The 15775-nt window shown below is 71.2% G+C and carries 15 protein-coding genes and 1 pseudogene; 10 read left to right on the forward strand and 6 right to left on the reverse strand.

The window, feature by feature from the left end:
* Positions 1-121: 121 nt before the first annotated feature.
* Positions 122-493: a YlbF family regulator gene (locus ACP95_RS07545; protein ID WP_049980619.1), complete on the reverse strand. Its 372-nt coding sequence runs from the start codon at positions 491-493 to the stop codon at positions 122-124.
* A 110-nt stretch (positions 494-603) separates the two neighbouring features.
* Here ACP95_RS07545 and ACP95_RS07550 point away from each other — a divergent pair, with 110 nt between their 5' ends.
* Together ACP95_RS07550 and ACP95_RS16085 are read left to right on the forward strand one after the other, a co-directional pair.
* Positions 604-1617 (forward strand): sodium:calcium antiporter, encoded by a 1014-nt coding sequence (locus ACP95_RS07550; protein WP_202593797.1) that lies wholly within the window; start codon positions 604-606, stop codon positions 1615-1617.
* Between the two features lie 54 nt (positions 1618-1671).
* Positions 1672-3072 carry a hypothetical protein gene (locus ACP95_RS16085; protein WP_049980621.1) on the forward strand — a complete coding sequence of 467 codons (1401 nt, stop codon included), beginning with the start codon at positions 1672-1674 and terminating at the stop codon, positions 3070-3072.
* Here the strand turns inward: ACP95_RS16085 and ACP95_RS07560 are convergent.
* Entirely contained in the window at positions 3069-3713 is a 645-nt protein-coding gene (locus ACP95_RS07560) for an alpha/beta hydrolase (RefSeq protein WP_049980622.1), read from the reverse strand. The genes ACP95_RS16085 and ACP95_RS07560 overlap by 4 nt on opposite strands.
* Before the next feature lie 123 nt (positions 3714-3836).
* Here ACP95_RS07560 and ileS point away from each other — a divergent pair, with 123 nt between their 5' ends.
* Complete coding sequence (gene ileS / locus ACP95_RS07565) at positions 3837-6989, forward strand: isoleucine--tRNA ligase (protein WP_049980623.1); 3153 nt, start codon at positions 3837-3839, stop codon at positions 6987-6989.
* Positions 6990-7117: 128 nt separating this feature from the next.
* Here the strand turns inward: ileS and ACP95_RS07570 are convergent, their stop codons facing one another.
* Positions 7118-8332 (reverse strand): FAD-dependent oxidoreductase, encoded by a 1215-nt coding sequence (locus tag ACP95_RS07570; protein WP_049980624.1) that lies wholly within the window; start codon positions 8330-8332, stop codon positions 7118-7120.
* A gap of 81 nt (positions 8333-8413) precedes the next feature.
* Between ACP95_RS07570 and ACP95_RS07575 the strand changes: the two genes are divergently transcribed.
* Positions 8414-9094: a 2,5-diamino-6-(ribosylamino)-4(3H)-pyrimidinone 5'-phosphate reductase gene (locus ACP95_RS07575; RefSeq protein ID WP_049980625.1), complete on the forward strand. Its 681-nt coding sequence runs from the start codon at positions 8414-8416 to the stop codon at positions 9092-9094.
* Here the strand turns inward: ACP95_RS07575 and ACP95_RS07580 are convergent, their stop codons facing one another.
* Complete coding sequence (locus tag ACP95_RS07580; protein WP_049980626.1) at positions 9095-9886, reverse strand: inositol monophosphatase family protein; 792 nt, start codon at positions 9884-9886, stop codon at positions 9095-9097.
* 126 nt (positions 9887-10012) lie between these two features.
* Here ACP95_RS07580 and ACP95_RS07585 point away from each other — a divergent pair, with 126 nt between their 5' ends.
* Genes ACP95_RS07585 through ACP95_RS07595 form a run of 3 tightly spaced genes read left to right on the forward strand, consistent with a single transcriptional unit; the run spans position 10013 to position 13619 of the window.
* Complete coding sequence (locus ACP95_RS07585; protein ID WP_049980627.1) at positions 10013-11290, forward strand: Single-stranded DNA binding protein; 1278 nt, start codon at positions 10013-10015, stop codon at positions 11288-11290.
* Complete coding sequence (locus tag ACP95_RS07590; protein WP_049980628.1) at positions 11287-12846, forward strand: RPA family protein; 1560 nt, start codon at positions 11287-11289, stop codon at positions 12844-12846. The genes ACP95_RS07585 and ACP95_RS07590 overlap by 4 nt, the downstream gene beginning before the upstream one ends.
* Positions 12846-13619 (forward strand): metallophosphoesterase, encoded by a 774-nt coding sequence (locus ACP95_RS07595; protein WP_049980629.1) that lies wholly within the window; start codon positions 12846-12848, stop codon positions 13617-13619. The genes ACP95_RS07590 and ACP95_RS07595 overlap by 1 nt, the downstream gene beginning before the upstream one ends.
* Here the strand turns inward: ACP95_RS07595 and ACP95_RS07600 are convergent.
* Positions 13616-13879 (reverse strand): hypothetical protein, encoded by a 264-nt coding sequence (locus ACP95_RS07600; RefSeq protein WP_049980630.1) that lies wholly within the window; start codon positions 13877-13879, stop codon positions 13616-13618. The genes ACP95_RS07595 and ACP95_RS07600 overlap by 4 nt on opposite strands.
* Before the next feature lie 198 nt (positions 13880-14077).
* Here ACP95_RS07600 and ACP95_RS15300 point away from each other — a divergent pair, with 198 nt between their 5' ends.
* Together ACP95_RS15300 and ACP95_RS07605 are read left to right on the forward strand one after the other, a co-directional pair.
* Positions 14078-14509, forward strand: a complete 432-nt coding sequence (locus tag ACP95_RS15300) for a GNAT family N-acetyltransferase (RefSeq protein WP_202593798.1) — start codon at positions 14078-14080, stop codon at positions 14507-14509.
* A 48-nt stretch (positions 14510-14557) separates the two neighbouring features.
* Positions 14558-14743 carry an HEWD family protein gene (locus ACP95_RS07605; protein ID WP_049980631.1) on the forward strand — a complete coding sequence of 62 codons (186 nt, stop codon included), beginning with the start codon at positions 14558-14560 and terminating at the stop codon, positions 14741-14743.
* 10 nt (positions 14744-14753) lie between these two features.
* On the opposite strand, the gene ACP95_RS07610 is transcribed toward ACP95_RS07605, so the two are convergent.
* Positions 14754-15428: an HAD-IIB family hydrolase gene (locus ACP95_RS07610; RefSeq protein WP_049980632.1), complete on the reverse strand. Its 675-nt coding sequence runs from the start codon at positions 15426-15428 to the stop codon at positions 14754-14756.
* Positions 15429-15517: 89 nt separating this feature from the next.
* Between ACP95_RS07610 and ACP95_RS07615 the strand changes: the two are divergent.
* Positions 15518-15775 (forward strand): annotated as a pseudogene (locus ACP95_RS07615) (hypothetical protein); the annotation flags it as partial.

Below are 15775 nucleotides of genomic sequence, written 5' to 3' on the forward strand. Positions count from 1 at the left end.
CGTCGTCTTCCCGACGCCGCCCTTGCCGCCGGCGATCGCGAGCATGGCGCTACTGGTCGCGTGATCCGGGAAGAACTCTCGGGTGGGGCCAGGTCGGGGTGGCCGGCCCGCAGTTAGCGCGTTAGTCCCGACAGCAGCCGCCCGCCTCGCCGCCGAAGTCGACGACGAGCTCAGAGGAGATCGCGTTGTTCACCGCCTGCAGGCGGGCCTGGAGCTCCTCCTCCGCCTCGAGGTACTCGGCCATCTCCGGCAGCGAGTGGAGCTCGTGCTGAGCCTGGCGGACCTCGTCGACCAGCTCCTGGTCGGCCTCGCCGGTCTGCCGGGCGGTGGTGAGTTCGGCCCGCAGCGAGTCGAACTCGGAGATCCGGCGCTGGGCCTCCTCGCTCTCCTCGACGGCTCGCTTCGCTGCCTCGAAGCGCTCGTACTCGTCGGTAGCGGCGATCCGCTCGCCGAGTTCGGCGCCGAGGTCCTCGACGGTCTTGGCGACGCTCATAGCCGGGGTTGGTGGTGTGTGCGTTTAGGGCTACCGGAGCCGGCCCGCGGGGGACGAGCCGGCCGTCGTCGGACGGTGGCGTTTTGAGGGGGCCGCTGGAAGTGACCTCCATGTCGGTGCTGCTCGCGACCGTCGTCACGATCGTGGCGACCGCCGTCGTCTGGCAGGGGTCGGAGATGCTGGAGGAGGCGAGCCACCTGCTCTCCGGCCACTACGGGCTGCCGCCGGTGATACAGGGGTCGGTCGTCGCCGCGATCGGGTCGAGCTTCCCGGAGCTCTCCATCGCGGTGCTGTCGGTGGTGATCCACGACACGTTCGACCTCGGCGTCGGCGCCGTCGTCGGCTCGGCGGTGTTCAACGTGCTGGTGATCCCCGGCGTCTCAGCGCTGCTGGCCGAGGATGAGCTCAACGCCAACCGCGACGTGGTGTACAAGGAGGCGCTGTTCTACATGCTCTCGGTGGCCTCGCTGCTGCTCGTGTTCTCGCTCGGCGTCATCTACTACCCCGACGACAGCGCGCGGCTCGCGACGGATATCCCCCCGTGGCTCGGGATGCTCCCGATCGCGCTCTACGGGCTGTACGTGTTCATCCAGTACGCCGACACCGTGGAGTACGTCGCGGAGCCGCTGTCGCAGTCGGTGAACGTCCGCCGGGAGTGGGGGCTCCTCGCGCTCAGCCTCCTGCTCGTGCTCGCGGCCGTCGAGGGGTTCGTCTACGGCGCCGACGTGTTCGCGACGGCGTTCGGCATCCCCGAGGCGGTCTGGGGGCTCACCGTCGTCGCCGCCGCGACCTCGCTGCCGGACACGCTCGTGTCGGTCCGGGCCGCGCGGAAAGGTCGCGGGATCACCAGCCTCGGGAACGTGCTCGGGAGCAACGTGTTCGACCTGCTGGTCGCCGTCCCCGCGGGGATCGTGCTCGCGGGCGGCGCCGTGGTGAACTACGGCGTCGCGGTGCCGATGATGGCGTTTCTCGTCGTCGCGACGGTGGCGCTTTTCACCCTGCTCCGGACGGATCTCCAGCTCTCGGACCGCGAGGCGGTGGTGCTGCTCGTCGTGTACGCGCTGTTCCTCTGCTGGATGGTGCTCGAGACCGCCGACGTGGTCGCGTTCGTGCCCGGGCTCTGAGGCGGCTCCGCCGTCGCCGGTGCGCTTTTGGAGTCGTCAGCCCAGTACCCACCAATGCCGCCGGTCCCCGCCGACACGTTCGCGAGCGAGCTCCGGAGCCTCCCGGCGAGCGACCGGACCGCGTTCGTCGCCGCGATCTGGCGGGCGCGCGGCTGGGAGACCGCCGTCGAGGACGGCGTCGTCGACGCCGAACGCGACGGGGAGCGACGCCGGATCCGGGTCGTCGATCCCGGCCGGTTCGGGACGCCCGAGTTGGACGGCGTCGACACGCTCGTCGCCGCTCGGGACCGCGACGCGGTCGCAGCGGCCGCGGCCGAGGCGGGCGTCGCGTACGTCCCGCCCGGGGAGCTGCACGACCTGCTCCTGTACGGAATCGAGCGCGAGGCCGCCGCCGAACTCTACGCCGAGTGGTTCGACCGACCGCTCGAGCGGTCGGTCGCCGCCGACGCCACCGAGTCGACGGCAGCGGGGCTGCTCGAGCCCGTGCGATCCGCCCGCCCCGCGATCGGCGAGAACCGTCGGATCGTCGTGGCGCTGCTGCTGGTCGCGCTCGTCGGCGCCGTCGCGGCCGGCCCGCCGCTGACTGGGGGCGGGGGCCCGACCCCGTCGCCGATCACGGCGGCCGACGTGACGGCCGAGGACGCCGACGGGGGCGCCATCGGCGCCGAGAGCCCGACGCCGACGGCGATGCCGGGGCTGGGTCCGGGAATCAGCCGGGCCGGCGTCGTCGATCCGGTCGCGCTGGCCGACGCCCACGTCGACGGCGTCCGGAACCGATCGCGGGTCGTCTCGTGGTCGCTCACGTCGCCCGCAGACGCCACCACCGGCGCCGACACGTTCCGGAACGCGACGGTCCGGATCGCGAACACCACCCACTACGAGCAGAAGCGGCTGATCGTTCAGGGGAACGACTCCGAGCGGATCACCGACGACATCTACGCCGGCGGGACCGACGTGTTCCGCCGGATCGCGTTCCCGGACCGGACGCGCTACGCACGGTACGACCTCGCGGAGTACCCGGCGACGGGGTTCGACGCGAACGTCGAAACGTACCTCTACCGCTACTTCGCCGGCACGGAGCAGGCGGTCGTCACCTGCGCGATCGAGTACGAGACCGACTGCCCGACCTACCGCGTCGAGATCGACGGCCACCCGCCGTCGGTGCTGCAGGGCGAGGTCGGCGACTACGAGGCGCTGCTGATCGTCTCCGACCGCGGGGTGATCACGACGATCCGCGCGAGCTACACGCTGCCCGACAGCGACGACGACGGCGAGCGCGAGCGGGTCCGGTTCGCGCTCGACTACCGGTTCGAGCCGGTCGACGTGACCGCGCCGGCGTGGCTGCCCGAGGCGCGGAACGCGACCGCAAGCGGCACCGCGACGGCGACAGCGACCGCGACAGAGAACGGGACGGCGACGGCAACAGCGACCGCGACGGGGACCGGGACCGGTTAGTCGTACTGCTCGACGAACTGCGAGACGGCGTCGAGCTCGTCCGGGCCGATCCCGTGTCCGCCGCCGAACGTCTCGAACGTCACGTCGGCGCCGGCCTCGCGCATCCCCTCGGCGGCGGCCTCACAACGGTTCGCGGGGATGATCTGGTCGGCCGCGCCGGCGCCGACGAACACGGGTTTGCCCGCGATCCCCTCGGGTGATCGGTCGGCGTGGGACTCGGCGAGGTAGCCGTGGTGGGCCGCGACCCACGCGAACGTGTCCGGCTGCTCGAGCACGAGCGAGAGGCTGGTGATCGCGCCCTGGCTGAACCCGAGCAGGCCGAGGCGCTCGGAGTCGAGGTCGTAGGCGTCGACCGCGGCGTCGATCGACTCGGCGACGAGGTCGAGGCTGCGGCGGAACCCGTCCGGGTCGGGCTGGCTCTGTTCGAGGCCGCCCGCCGAGAGGTCGAGGTCGTACCAGGTGTACCCGCCCTGCAGGCGGTCCGGCGCGCGGAAGCTGATCACGTGGCGGTCGCCCGGGAGTCGCTGGGCGACCGGGAGGAGGTCCTTCTCGTCGGCGCCGCGGCCGTGGAGGACGAACAGGCCGGCGTCGGTGTCGCTTTCGGGGTCGCGGTGGACGTGTTCGAGCGGAACGTCGGTCATACCCGGGGTTGGCGGGCCCGCCGTTTGAACGTCTCCCTTGTGGCACGCGGGGCGTCGACGCCGGCCCGACAGCGCGACTGCCGGACCACCGGGTTGATAAGCGCCCCAACACTGCGAAGACGTATGGACGAGGAGGTCCCGGACCAGTACGACCCGCAGGCGGTGGAGGATACCGTCTCGGCGTACTGGGACGACCACGACGCCTACGAACGGACCAAGGAGGCACACGCCGACGACCCACCTTTCTTCTTCGTCGACGGCCCGCCGTACACCTCGGGGCAGATGCATCTCGGCACGGCGTGGAACAAGACCCTCAAGGACTCGGTGATCCGGCGCAAGCGGATGGAGGGCCACCAAGTCACCGACCGGCCGGGGTACGACATGCACGGCCTGCCGATCGAGACGAAGGTCGAGCAGGAGCTGGGCTTCGACTCCAAGCAGGAGATCGAGGAGTACGGGATGGAGAAGTTCATCGAGGAGTGCAAGCGGTTCGCCGTCGAGAACCGCGAGAACATGGACGAGGACTTCCAGTCCATCGGCGTCTGGATGGACTGGGAGGACCCCTACCAGACCATCTCCCCGGAGTACATGGAGGCCGCCTGGTGGGCGTTCTCCGAGGCCCACGGCAACGGGCTCGTCGAGCAGGGGAAGCGCTCGATCACGCAGTGCCCGCGGTGTGAGACCGCGATCGCGAAGAACGAGGTCGAGTACCACCAGGTCGAGGACCCGTCGATCTACGTCCAGTTCCCGCTGGCCGACCGCGAGGGGAGCCTCGTGGCGTGGACGACGACGCCGTGGACCGTCCCCGCGAACACGTTCGTCGCCGTCGACGAGGCGGCGACGTACGCGAAAGTTCGCGCCCGGAAAGGCGGCGAGGAGGACGTGCTCTACGTCGCGACCGACTGCGTCGAGTCGGTGCTGGAGAAGGGTCGCTACGAGGAGTACGAGATCGAGGAAGAGCTCTCGGGTGAGGAGCTGATCGGCTGGCAGTACGACCACCCGCTGGCCGAGGAGGTGCCGGACCACCCCGCCTTCGACGGCGCGGGCGAGGTGTACCACGCCGACTACGTCGAGACCGACCGGACTGGGCTGGTCCACTCCGCGCCCGGCCACGGGCAGGAGGACTTCGAGCGCGGCGAGGAGCTCGGGCTGGAGATCTTCTGTCCCGTCGGGAGCGACGGCGTGTACGACGAGCGCGCCGGCGAGTACGCCGGCCAGTTCGTCCGCGACGCCAACGACGACATCATCGACGACCTCCGGGAGAACGGCTACCTGCTCGCCCACGAGTCCTACACCCACGACTACGGGCAGTGCTGGCGGTGTGATACGGACATCATCTTCCTCGCGACCGAGCAGTGGTTCATCACGGTCACCGACGTGAAGGAGGACCTGCTCGAGAACATGGAGGAGAGCGAGTGGCACCCGCCGGAGGCGCGGGACAACCGCTTCCGGAACTTCATCGAGGACTCGCCGGACTGGAACGTCTCCCGGCAGCGCTACTGGGGCATCCCGATCCCGATCTGGACGCCCGAGGACAGCACGGCCGAGGAGACGACCGAGGACGACTGGATCGTCGTCGGCACCCGCGAGGAGCTCGCGGAGCGCGCCGATCAGGACGTCGATGCCGGCGAGCTCGACCTCCACCGGCCGACCGTCGACGACCTCACGATCACCGAGGGCGAGACGACCTACACCCGCGTCCCGGACGTGTTCGACGTGTGGCTGGACTCCTCGGTGGCGTCGTGGGGGACGCTCGACTACCCCGGCGAGACCGAGGCCCACGACGAGTTCTGGCCCGCCGACGTGATCGTCGAGGCCCACGACCAGACCCGCGGCTGGTTCTGGTCCCAGCTCGGCATGGGCACCGCCGCCGTCGATCAGATCCCCTACGACGAGGTCGTGATGCACGGGTTCGCGCTTGACAGCGACGGCCGGAAGATGTCCAAGAGCCTCGGCAACATCGTCACGCCACACGAGGCGATCGAGGAGGTCGGTCGGGACCCCCTCCGGGCGTACCTGCTCAGCCACGACCAGCACGGCGCCGACCTGCGCTTCGAGTGGGAGGGGCTCCGGGAGATGCAGTCGACGTTGAACATCCTCTGGAACGTGTTCCGGTTCCCGCTGCCGTACATGGAGCTGGACGGGTACGACCCCGGCGAGGCCGACCTGACGGACGGCGAGCTTTCGGTCGTCGACGAGTGGGTGCTCTCCCGGCTCCAGACCGTGAAGCAGGAGACCGAGGACGCCTGGGACGAGTACGCGGTCCACGACGCGCTGAACGTCCTGCTGGACTTCGTGACCGAGGACGTGAGCCGGTTCTACGTGAAGGCGATCCGCGAGCGCATGTGGGAGGAGTCCGACTCCGCGAGCAAGCGCGGCGCGTACGCGACGCTCGCGACCGTCATGGACGAGGTCGTCCGCCTGCTCGCCCCGTACACACCGTACCTCGCCGACCGGATGTACCAGACGCTCGACGGCGAGGCCGACACGGTCCACATGCTCGAGGCGCCGACGCCGGACGACGACCTGCACGACCCCGAACTGGAGCGGAACATGGCCGTGCTCCGCGAGGTCGAGGAGGCCGCCGCGAACGCGCGCCAGCAGGGCGGGCGGAAGCTCCGCTGGCCCGTCCAGGAGGTCGTAATCGAGGCCGACGACGAGGCTGTCGCCGACGCCATGCGCGATCTGGAGGCGCTGTTCCTCGAGCGCGTGAACGCCCAGTCGCTCACGGTCACCGACGACTACGAGGAGCTCGTGGAGATCGCGGACCCGCAGATGAGCGTGATCGGACCGGAGTTCGGCGGCGACGCGCAGGACGTGATGGCCGCCGTTCGCGGCGAGCCCCGCGAGGCCGTCGAGGCGGGCGTCGAGGTCGACGGCGAGACGGTCGAACTCACCGACGAGATGGTCGCGTACGAGACCGAGCCGCCGGAACACGTCTCCGGCGCGGAGTTCGAGGGCGGGAGCGTCTACGTGAACACCGAACTCACCGAGGAGATCGAGCGCGAGGGGTACGCCCGCGACCTGATCCGGCGCGTCCAGGAGACCCGCAAGCGCCTGGAGCTCGACGTGGAGGAGGAGATCCGCGTCGCGGTCGAGATCGACGACGAGCGCGTCGCCGGCTTCTTCGACGACCGGCGCGACCTCGTCGCCGACGAAGTGCGGGCCGCCGAGTTCGTCGACGTCGAGGAGATCGACGAGGAACACGGCCTCGTCGAGGAGTGGGAGATCGAGGGCGTGGCGGTCACGATCGGCGTCGAACCGGTCGACGACTGATTCGCGCTCCCGGCGACGAACTTTTTTGACCGATGACGGGGCCAACCCGTCGCGTGACCTGAGACCCGCGGCGCGACGAACACGCAAGTCCGGGGCCGTCGCGCCGAGCCGCAGACTCCGGCTGTTCGCTACTTCACCACGTCGCTGTCAGCGGGGCCGACCGCGCCGAACTCCCGCGCCAGTTCGTCGAGACGCTCCGGATCGTCGCCGCCCTGCAGCGGCTGCTCCGCGGTCCGGCACGGCGCGTCGACGCCCAACTCCCCACAGACGCGATCGGCGACGGCCTCGGCCATGCGACGGTACGTCGTGAGCTTCCCGCCCACCACGCTCACCAGCCCCGGCGCCGGGTCGTGGTCGACGATCGCGAAGTCCCGCGAGATCCCCCGGCCCCCACGATCGAGCTCGTCCGGCTCGTAGAGCGGCCGGAGCCCCCAGTAGGTTCGATCGACCGTCGCGTCGGCGAGTTCGGGGAGCATCGCCGCGCACTCCGAAACCGTGCGCTCGACCTCCCAGTCCTCGCGATCGAACGCGTCGGGGTCGTCGACGGCGACGCTCGTCGTCCCCAGCACCGCCTGCGTGCCGTGGGGGACGACGATGTCGCCGTCCGCGGGCTCGCGACAGCGGTTCAGCACGGGTCCAAGGTCCGGGTACTCGACCGCGACCATCACCCCCCGCGTGGGTCGCATTCCCAGCTCCGCCCCCGCCATCGCGGCGACCTCGCCGGCCCACGGGCCCGCGGCGTTGACCACCGCGTCGGCAGTGACGGTCGGCCCGTCCTCGACGGAGAGGGCGAGGCGCTTCGACGAACTCCCGCCGGCGTCGATGTCAGTCACCGTCGCGTCGGTGTGGATGGTCGCCCCGTGCTCGCGAACGCTGGCGGCGGTGCCGGCGACGAGGCGTGCGGGCGAGACGACGCCGTCCGGGACCGCGAACCCCGCCTCGACGCGATCGGCGACGCCAGGGACGCGCTCACGGAGTTCGTCGGCGTCCAGTAGCGTCGGCGCCATCCCCACGTCCCGGCAGGCCTCGAGCTTCCGGTCGAAGTAGTCGGGGTCGTCGCCGGCGAGGCGGACGAACAGGCCGCCGGCGTCGTCGATCGCTGCCGGGGCGATCTCCCGGAGCGTTCGGTTCTCCCGCAGGCACTCAACCGCGGCCTCGGCGTCGGACTCGGCGTAGCGTGCGCCGCTGTGCAGGACCCCGTGAGAGCGCCCCGACGTGCCGGCGTTGAGCCCCGGGCCGCGTTCGAGCAGCGTCACGGCGACGCCGCGCATCGCGAGATCGCGGGCGACACCCACGCCGGTCGCGCCGCCACCGATCACGACCACCTCCGTCTCGACGGTCATCGGCGACGCTCGGGCGCGGCGGGACTTGAGCGTTCCCGCTCGGACCGAAAGAGTCGACCCACCGGCGCGTCGAGAGGGCGTATGCACGTCCACGTGAACGCCGCCGAGAGCGTCGACGGGAAGCTCTCGACCCGCGATCGCGAGCAGGTGGCGATCTCCGGGCCCGCGGACTTCGACCGGATGGACGAGCTCCGAGCCGAATCCGACGGCGTGTTGGTCGGCGTCGGCACCGTGCTCGCCGACGATCCCGCGCTGACGGTCAAGGACGACGAGCGGCGCGACCGCCGGGAGCAGGTTGGCGACCCACCGAACCCCGCCCGAATCGTCGCGGACTCCCGCGCGCGGACGCCGCCGGACGCCGAGATCCTCGACGACGCGGCCCCGACGTACGTGCTCGTGAGCGAGGCCGCCGCCGAGGGCGACGTGGCGGCGCTGTCGGCCGCCGGCGCAACCGTGATCACCGCCGGCTCGAGCCGCGTCGACCTCCCCGCCGCGTTCGACCGACTCGAGGGCCACGGCGTCGAACGACTGCTGGTCGAGGGCGGCGGCGAGCTCATCTTCTCGCTGTTCGAGTCCGGGCTAGTGGATCGACTCACCGTCTACGTCGGGTCCGTCGTGATCGGCGGCCGCGACGCGCCGACCCTGGCCGACGGCGAGGGGTTCACCGATCCGGACGCGTTCCCGTCGCTCTCGTTGACCGACGTGGAGCGGCTCGACGACGGCGTCGTGTTGACGTACGACGCCGAGGCTGCGGAGGCGTAGCTACTCGAACGCCGCGACGAGGTCCTCGTGTGCGTGGCCGTTCGAGGCGATGATCCCGTCGGCGCCGGGGGTCCAGCGGTTCCCCGCCAGGTCGGTGACGGTGCCGCCGGCCTGCCGGACCAGATGCACGCCGCCGACCGTGTCCCACGGCGAGAGCGACATGCTGGAGACGGCGGCGTCGAGCTCGCCCGCGGCGACCGAGGAGAGCGCGAACTGCGAACTCCCGAACCGCCGGCAGTCGCCGAACTCGTCGGCGATGATCGAGACGTACTCCGAGAGCTTCCGGCGGTTGGTGGCCGAGAGGCCGAAGATCGGGTTGATCGTGAACGTCTCCGATCGCGCCCGCTCGCTCACGCTGATCGGCTCCCCGTTGCGGGTCACGCCCTCCGCGCCGGCGGCGAAGCAGTCGCCCAGCGCGGGGAACTCGTTCACCGCGGCGAGAGCCTCGCCGTCCTCGGCGGCGGCGACCGAACAGCACCAGATGCGGTTGCCCGCGACGAAGTTGTTGGTGCCGTCGATGGGGTCGACGATCCACGCCCGCCCGGACTCGGGGAGCGCCTTCCGGGTCTCGATCTCCGGGAGCTCCTCCTCGCCGACGATCGCCGCGTCGGGCTCGTCCCGCCGGAGGATGGTGGCCACCCGTCGCTGGACCTCCCGGTCGAACTCCGTCACGGAGTCGAGCTCGTTCGCCTTCGTCTCCACCGTGAGCGGGCCGCGGAACCCGCCGTGGGCGACCTCGCCGCCGGTCGTGGCGGCCTCGCGGGCGAGCGAGAGCGGTGTCGTCGCGTTCATACCCCCCTCGTGCGGCCCGAGACGCAAGGGTGGTTCGGTCCGGCAGCGGCCCGGCGGCGTCAGCAAGAGGGTGGCCGGCACCGCACGGACGAACGCTTATTAGCTATCGCGGCCCAATCCGGCACGATGGACGTAGACAACCACGCCGAGGAGCTCGCCTCCGCTCTCGGTGTTGACAAAGAGGAGGTCAAAGAGGACCTGGAGAACCTGCTCCAGTACAGCGTTCCGATCGACGAGGCCAAACAGAGCGTCCGCCGGAAACACGGCGGCGGTGGCGGCGGCGACGCCACCCCCGAGTCGCTCGACGTGGCGGAGCTGACGACCGAGCACGACAACGTCACCGTGACGGTGCGCGTGCTCACGAAGGGGACTCGCTCGATCCGGTACCAGGGCGAGGACATCACCATCCGCGAGGGCGAGTTCGCCGACGAATCGGGGACGGTCTCCTACACCGCCTGGCAGGAGTTCGGCTTCGAGCCGGGCGACACCGTCACCGTCGGCAACGCCGGCGTGCGCGAGTGGGAGGGCCACCCCGAGCTCAACCTCGGCGACAGCACCAGCGTCGCGCTGGAGAGCGAGGAGCTGGCCGTCCCGTACGAGATCGGCGGCGAGCGCGACCTGATCGAGCTCGAACCCGGCGACCGCGGCCGGACCGTCGAAGTCAGCGTCGTCGAGGTCGAGGAGCGAACCATCGACGGCCGGGACGGCGAGACCGAGATCCTCTCGGGCGTCATCGGCGACGAGACCGGGCGGCTCCCGTTCACCGACTGGGACCCGCACCCGGAGATCGAGACGGGCGAGAGCGTCCGGCTCGAGGACGTGTACGTCCGGGAGTACCGCGGCGCCCCCTCGGTGAACGTCTCGGAGTTCTCGACGGTGGAGACGCTGGAGGAGCCCGTGGTCGTCACCGACTCGGCGCCGTCGATGCCGATCGGCGAGGCCGTCACCGCCGGCGGTCTGTTCGACGTCGAGCTCTCCGGCAACGTGATCGAGGTCCGGGACGGCTCGGGCCTGATCCAGCGCTGTCCGGACTGCAACCGAGCGATCCAGAACGGCGAGTGTCGCTCCCACGGCGACGTGGAGGGCGTCGACGACCTCCGGACGAAGGCGATCCTCGACGACGGCACGGGGACGTGTACGGTGATCCTCGGCCGCGAGCTCACCGAGGAGATCTACGGGGGCGACCTCGACGACGCCCGGGAGGCCGCCCGCGACGCGATGGACCGCGAGGTCGTCGCCGAGGATATCGCCGCGGCGTTGGTGGGCGACGCGTACCGCGCCCGCGGCTCGCTGTCGGTCGACGAGTACGGTGCGAACCTCAACGCCGACGCGTTCGACCCCGTCGAGGAGGACCCCGAAGCGGCCGCGCGTGACCTGCTCGCGGAACTGGGGGTGAGCGCATGAGCGCCGACTCCGGGCCGGGCAACCGCGAGATCGCCCGGCGACTGTTCGCCGCGGAGTTCGACGACGCCTCGCTCTCCTACTCCGAGAGCGACGAGGAGCGCGCGCCGAACTACGTGGTGACGCCGACTGGCGCCCGGGTGAACCGCCTGTTCGCCGTCGGCGTGCTGACCGAGGTCGAGCAGGTGAACGAGGACAGCCTCCGCGGGCGCGTCGTCGACCCGACGGGGGCGTTCGTCACCTACGCCGGGCAGTACCAGCCGGACGAGCACGCGTTCCTGAACCGGACCGAGCCGCCGACGTTCGTCGCGCTCTCGGGGAAGGCTCGCACGTTCGAGCCGGAGGACTCCGACCGCGTGTTCACCTCGGTCCGCCCGGAGAGCATCAACGAGGTCGACGCCGACACCCGGGACCGCTGGGTGGTCTCCGCGGCCGAGCGAACCCTCCACCGGATCGCCGTCTTCGCCGCGGCGCTCGAGTCGGAGATGCGCGGCGACGACCTCCGCGCGGCGCTCGCGGACGCGGGCGTCGATCCGTCGCTTGCCGCCGGGATCCCGAAGGCGATCGACCACTACGACACCGGCACGACGTACCTCGAGGCGGTCCGCTCGCTCGCGATCGAGGCGGTCGAACAGGTCGCCGGCGACCGCGACGCCGTCGGCGCGCTGGAGACCGAGCCGGACGCGGCTGGAGCCCCCGAACTCGGCCCGCTCCCCGCGGTAGATATCGACCTCGATGGCGCCGCAAGTGGGGTCGAGTCGGAGACCGAGACGGCCGACGCGGCGGACGCAGCCGCCGAACCTTCGACGCCGGAAACTGCCGATGCGGACGACTCCGACGACGAGGTCGTTGCGGACGAGCCGGAAACGACGGCGGAGGAGTCGACGCCCGCTGCGGCGGACGAAGAGTCGACGGCCGACGAGACGGCGACCGACGAGGAGAGGGAGACGACGCCCGAGTCCGGCGGCGAGCCGGGTGAGACGGTGTCGGACGACGACGAAGCTGCCGACGACGAACCCGTCGACGACGAAGCCGCCGACGAGGAGCTCGGTGACTTCGACACCGGCGAGTCGGTGCAGGAGACCGTCGACGACGAGGCCGAGGAGCTGGAAGAGTTCGACCCCGAGGAGACCGTCGACGACGAGGAGGCGCTGACCGAGAGCGAGCGCGAGGAGGTCAAAGAGGAGTTCGGCACCGAGTTCTCGACCGGGACGGAGGTCGACGAGCCCGGCGAGGCCGGCATCGACGTGCCCACCTCCGAGGAGGAGCTCGAGGAGATCGAGTCCGAGATCACGGAGGAGGAAGAGTCCGACGAGGAGTCCAGCGAGGCGTCCGACGACGAGGCGGAGTCGGCGGATGTCGACTACGACCTCGAGGACGCCGTCGTGGAGGCGATGGCCGAACTGGACGACGGCGACGGCGCCGACCGCGAGGCGGTGGTCGAGCGCGTGGTCGACGAGCACGGCGCCGACCCCGACGCCGTCGACGACGCGATCCAGGGCGCGATGATGAGCGGGAAGTGCTACGAGCCCAACGACGGCACGCTCAAGGCGATCTGATGGACCGGCCAGCGGTCGAACCGGTGGCCGGCGCGCCGGCGGCCACGCTCGACCTCGGCGCCGAGCGTGCGCTGGCGGTCGCGGACTACCACGCCGGTATCGAGGTCGGTCTGCGCTACGAGCGCGGCGTCGAACTTGACAGCAACGCCGACGAGCGCCGCCGGCGGCTGCTCGCGCTGGTCGACGAGACCGACGCGGACAGGGTGGTCGTGCTGGGTGACCTGGTCCACCGGATCGCCGAGCCCGGCGGCGACGAGGCTGCGGAGGTGCGCGACCTGCTCGACGCGCTGGAGTCCCGAGGCGTGCCGCTGACGCTCGCGACCGGGAACCACGACGGCGGCGTCGCCGACGTGTTCCCCGACCGGATCGAGCTGCTCCCCCCAGAGGGGGCGCGGGTCGGCGACGTGGGGCTCGTCCACGGCCACACCTGGCCCGGCGCCGAGGCGCTCTCGGCGCCGACGCTCTGCATGGGCCACGAGCACCCGTCGGTCCGGCTGACCGACGAGGTGGGCGGGAGCCGCGTCGAGCGCGCGTGGCTGCGCGGCCCCCTGCGGCGGGAGCCGTTCCTCGAGGCGTTGGGTGAGGACGCCGCCGACCTGGTGTGGAACGAGCCGGAGCTGGTCGTGTTCCCCGCGTTCAACGAGCGCTCCGGCGGGACGTGGATCAACGTCGAGGGGGAGTCGTTCCTCGCGCCGTTCCTCCCCGAGGCGCTGGTCGACGGAGAGGCGTACCTGACCGACGGGACGCGCCTGGGGCCGTATCGCGAGGTTTAGAGCAGCAAGTGGAGCGTGCCGACGGCGGCGGCGACGACTGCCGCCCACCAGACCGGCGACCGATCCCCGGGGCCGCCGGCCCACTCCGGCCGGGCGACGCCGGCGATCGCGACGACCGTCAGCAGCAGGAAGCCCGCGAACGCGGCGACGTTGCCCGGCCAGAGGCCGACGCGGACGACGGCGATCCCCCACGAGAGGCTCTGGGTGGCGCCGAGCCAGCAGAGCGCGAGCCAGAACGTCCGCCGGGAGGAGAGTCCCACGACAACGTCGACATGCGCGGCGCCCGAAAAACTACCGGGCGGAATCCTCAAGCGGGCAGCGTGAAAGAGTCGGCGTATGGACGTTCGCGAGGCGGGACCGGCGGACGCCGAGGCCATCGCGGCAGTCGCCCGGGCGTCGTGGCACGCCGCCTACGACGACCTGCTGGGTGCCGAGACGGTCGACGAGACTGTCGACTCGTGGTACGCCGTCGAGTCGCTCCGCGAAGGGATCCAGGAGGCGGTCGAGAGCGAGGGAAGCGCCTGCTTTCTCGTCGCCGACGACGGCGGGGTAGTCGCTTCGCCAACGCGGGGCCGGCGCGAGACCTGTCGAGCGATCCGGACGGCCCGGACGCCTTCTTCTCGCGACTCTACGTTCATCCCGACCACTGGGGCGACGGCATCGGGACGGAACTCACGGCGACGGTCGCCGAACGGCTCGCGGCCGCGGGCCACGAGCGAGTCTGGCTGGAAGTGTTCGAGGAAAACGAGCGTGGGCGATCGTTCTACGAGTCAGTCGGGTTCGAGCGGATCGGGAGCGTGACCGAGACGTTCGGCGGACAGGAGGTGACGACGGTCCACCTCTCGGCGCCGATCGCGAGGGTGGTCGACGCGACGCGGGCGGTCGAATAGCCTGCCGGCGGCGGAAGCTTGATACCCCTCACCACCCTCCGCTCCACAATGAGCGATCTGCTCCGCACGCCGGAGCGCCGCACCTGTGAGCGTTGCGGGCGTGTCGAACAGTACGACGAGGGGGTCTGGCGAGCCGACCGGCTCGGCGACCTCTACTGCATCCACGAGTGGGACATCGACGGCGCGTTCGTTCCTGTCAAAGGCGAGGCCACACCCGCGGCCGAGGAGTGCTGAGACGACTCTTCTACTCGCTGTCCCGTACCCGCCGGAGGGCGTCGAGCGTGCCGTCGACGTAGCCGTCGTCGAGCACGTGGTCCGCCGTCCGCTTCGCGGTCTCGTCGGCGTTCGCGACGGCGTAGGACTCCCCGACGACCTCGAACGTCGAGGCGTCGTTCTCGCTGTCGCCGACGGCGACGAACGCCTCCGGGTCGTAGCCCAGCACGTCGGCGACGCCGGCGAGCGCCGCCCCCTTGCTCACCCCGGGGGTGGTGAGGTGGAACGCGTACCCGCTGTCGACGAACTCGAGGTCGAACTCCGCGGCCACCTCGCGGAGGAGCTCCTCGTCGGCGGTCCGGCTGACGGCCACCTCGGTCTCCCGCCAGCGGTTGATCGTGTCGACGCCGTCCCAGCCGAGCTCGCCGCCCCGGTCCTCGAACGCCGCGATCGCGGCGTCGACGCGCTCCGGATCGCCCGCGTAGCGCAGCTCGCCGTCCGCGAGCGCGACGCCCCCGTTCTCGGCGACGACGCGCTCGGGGATGCCGGCGAACTGACAGAGCGCGACCGGGTAGGGGAACGCCTTCCCGGTGGCGAGCACCACCGGCGCGTCCCACTCCGCGAGCAGCGAGAACGCCCGCGGCGCGATCGTCTGTTCGGGCGTGGTCAGCGTGCCGTCGATATCCAGCGCCAGCGGCGGCGTCATGCTGTCAGCGCCGGGGGCGACGGCCTAAACGCTCTCGAAGCGGTGGCGAGAGAACAACCCTTTTCGCCGTGGCCCCGGAACCCGGAGGTATGGCAGACGAACCCGACGAGACCGACGAGGCCGTCGAGGAGAACGGTGACGAGGAGGAGAAGTCGTTCCGCGAGCGCGTCGAGGAGATCCGCCAGCGCCGCGAGGAGGAGCGCGAGGAGGGCGAGGCGCCCGGCCCGGAGGGGATGGGCGGCGGCCCGCCCGGCATGGGCGGCGGCGGCGAGGGTCCCGGCGGCAACCCGTTCGCACAGATGATGTCCGGCATGATGGGCGGCGGTGGCGGCCCCGGCGGCATGGGC

The organism is Halolamina rubra, assembly GCF_000739555.1.
Lineage (GTDB): Archaea > Halobacteriota > Halobacteria > Halobacteriales > Haloferacaceae > Halolamina > Halolamina rubra.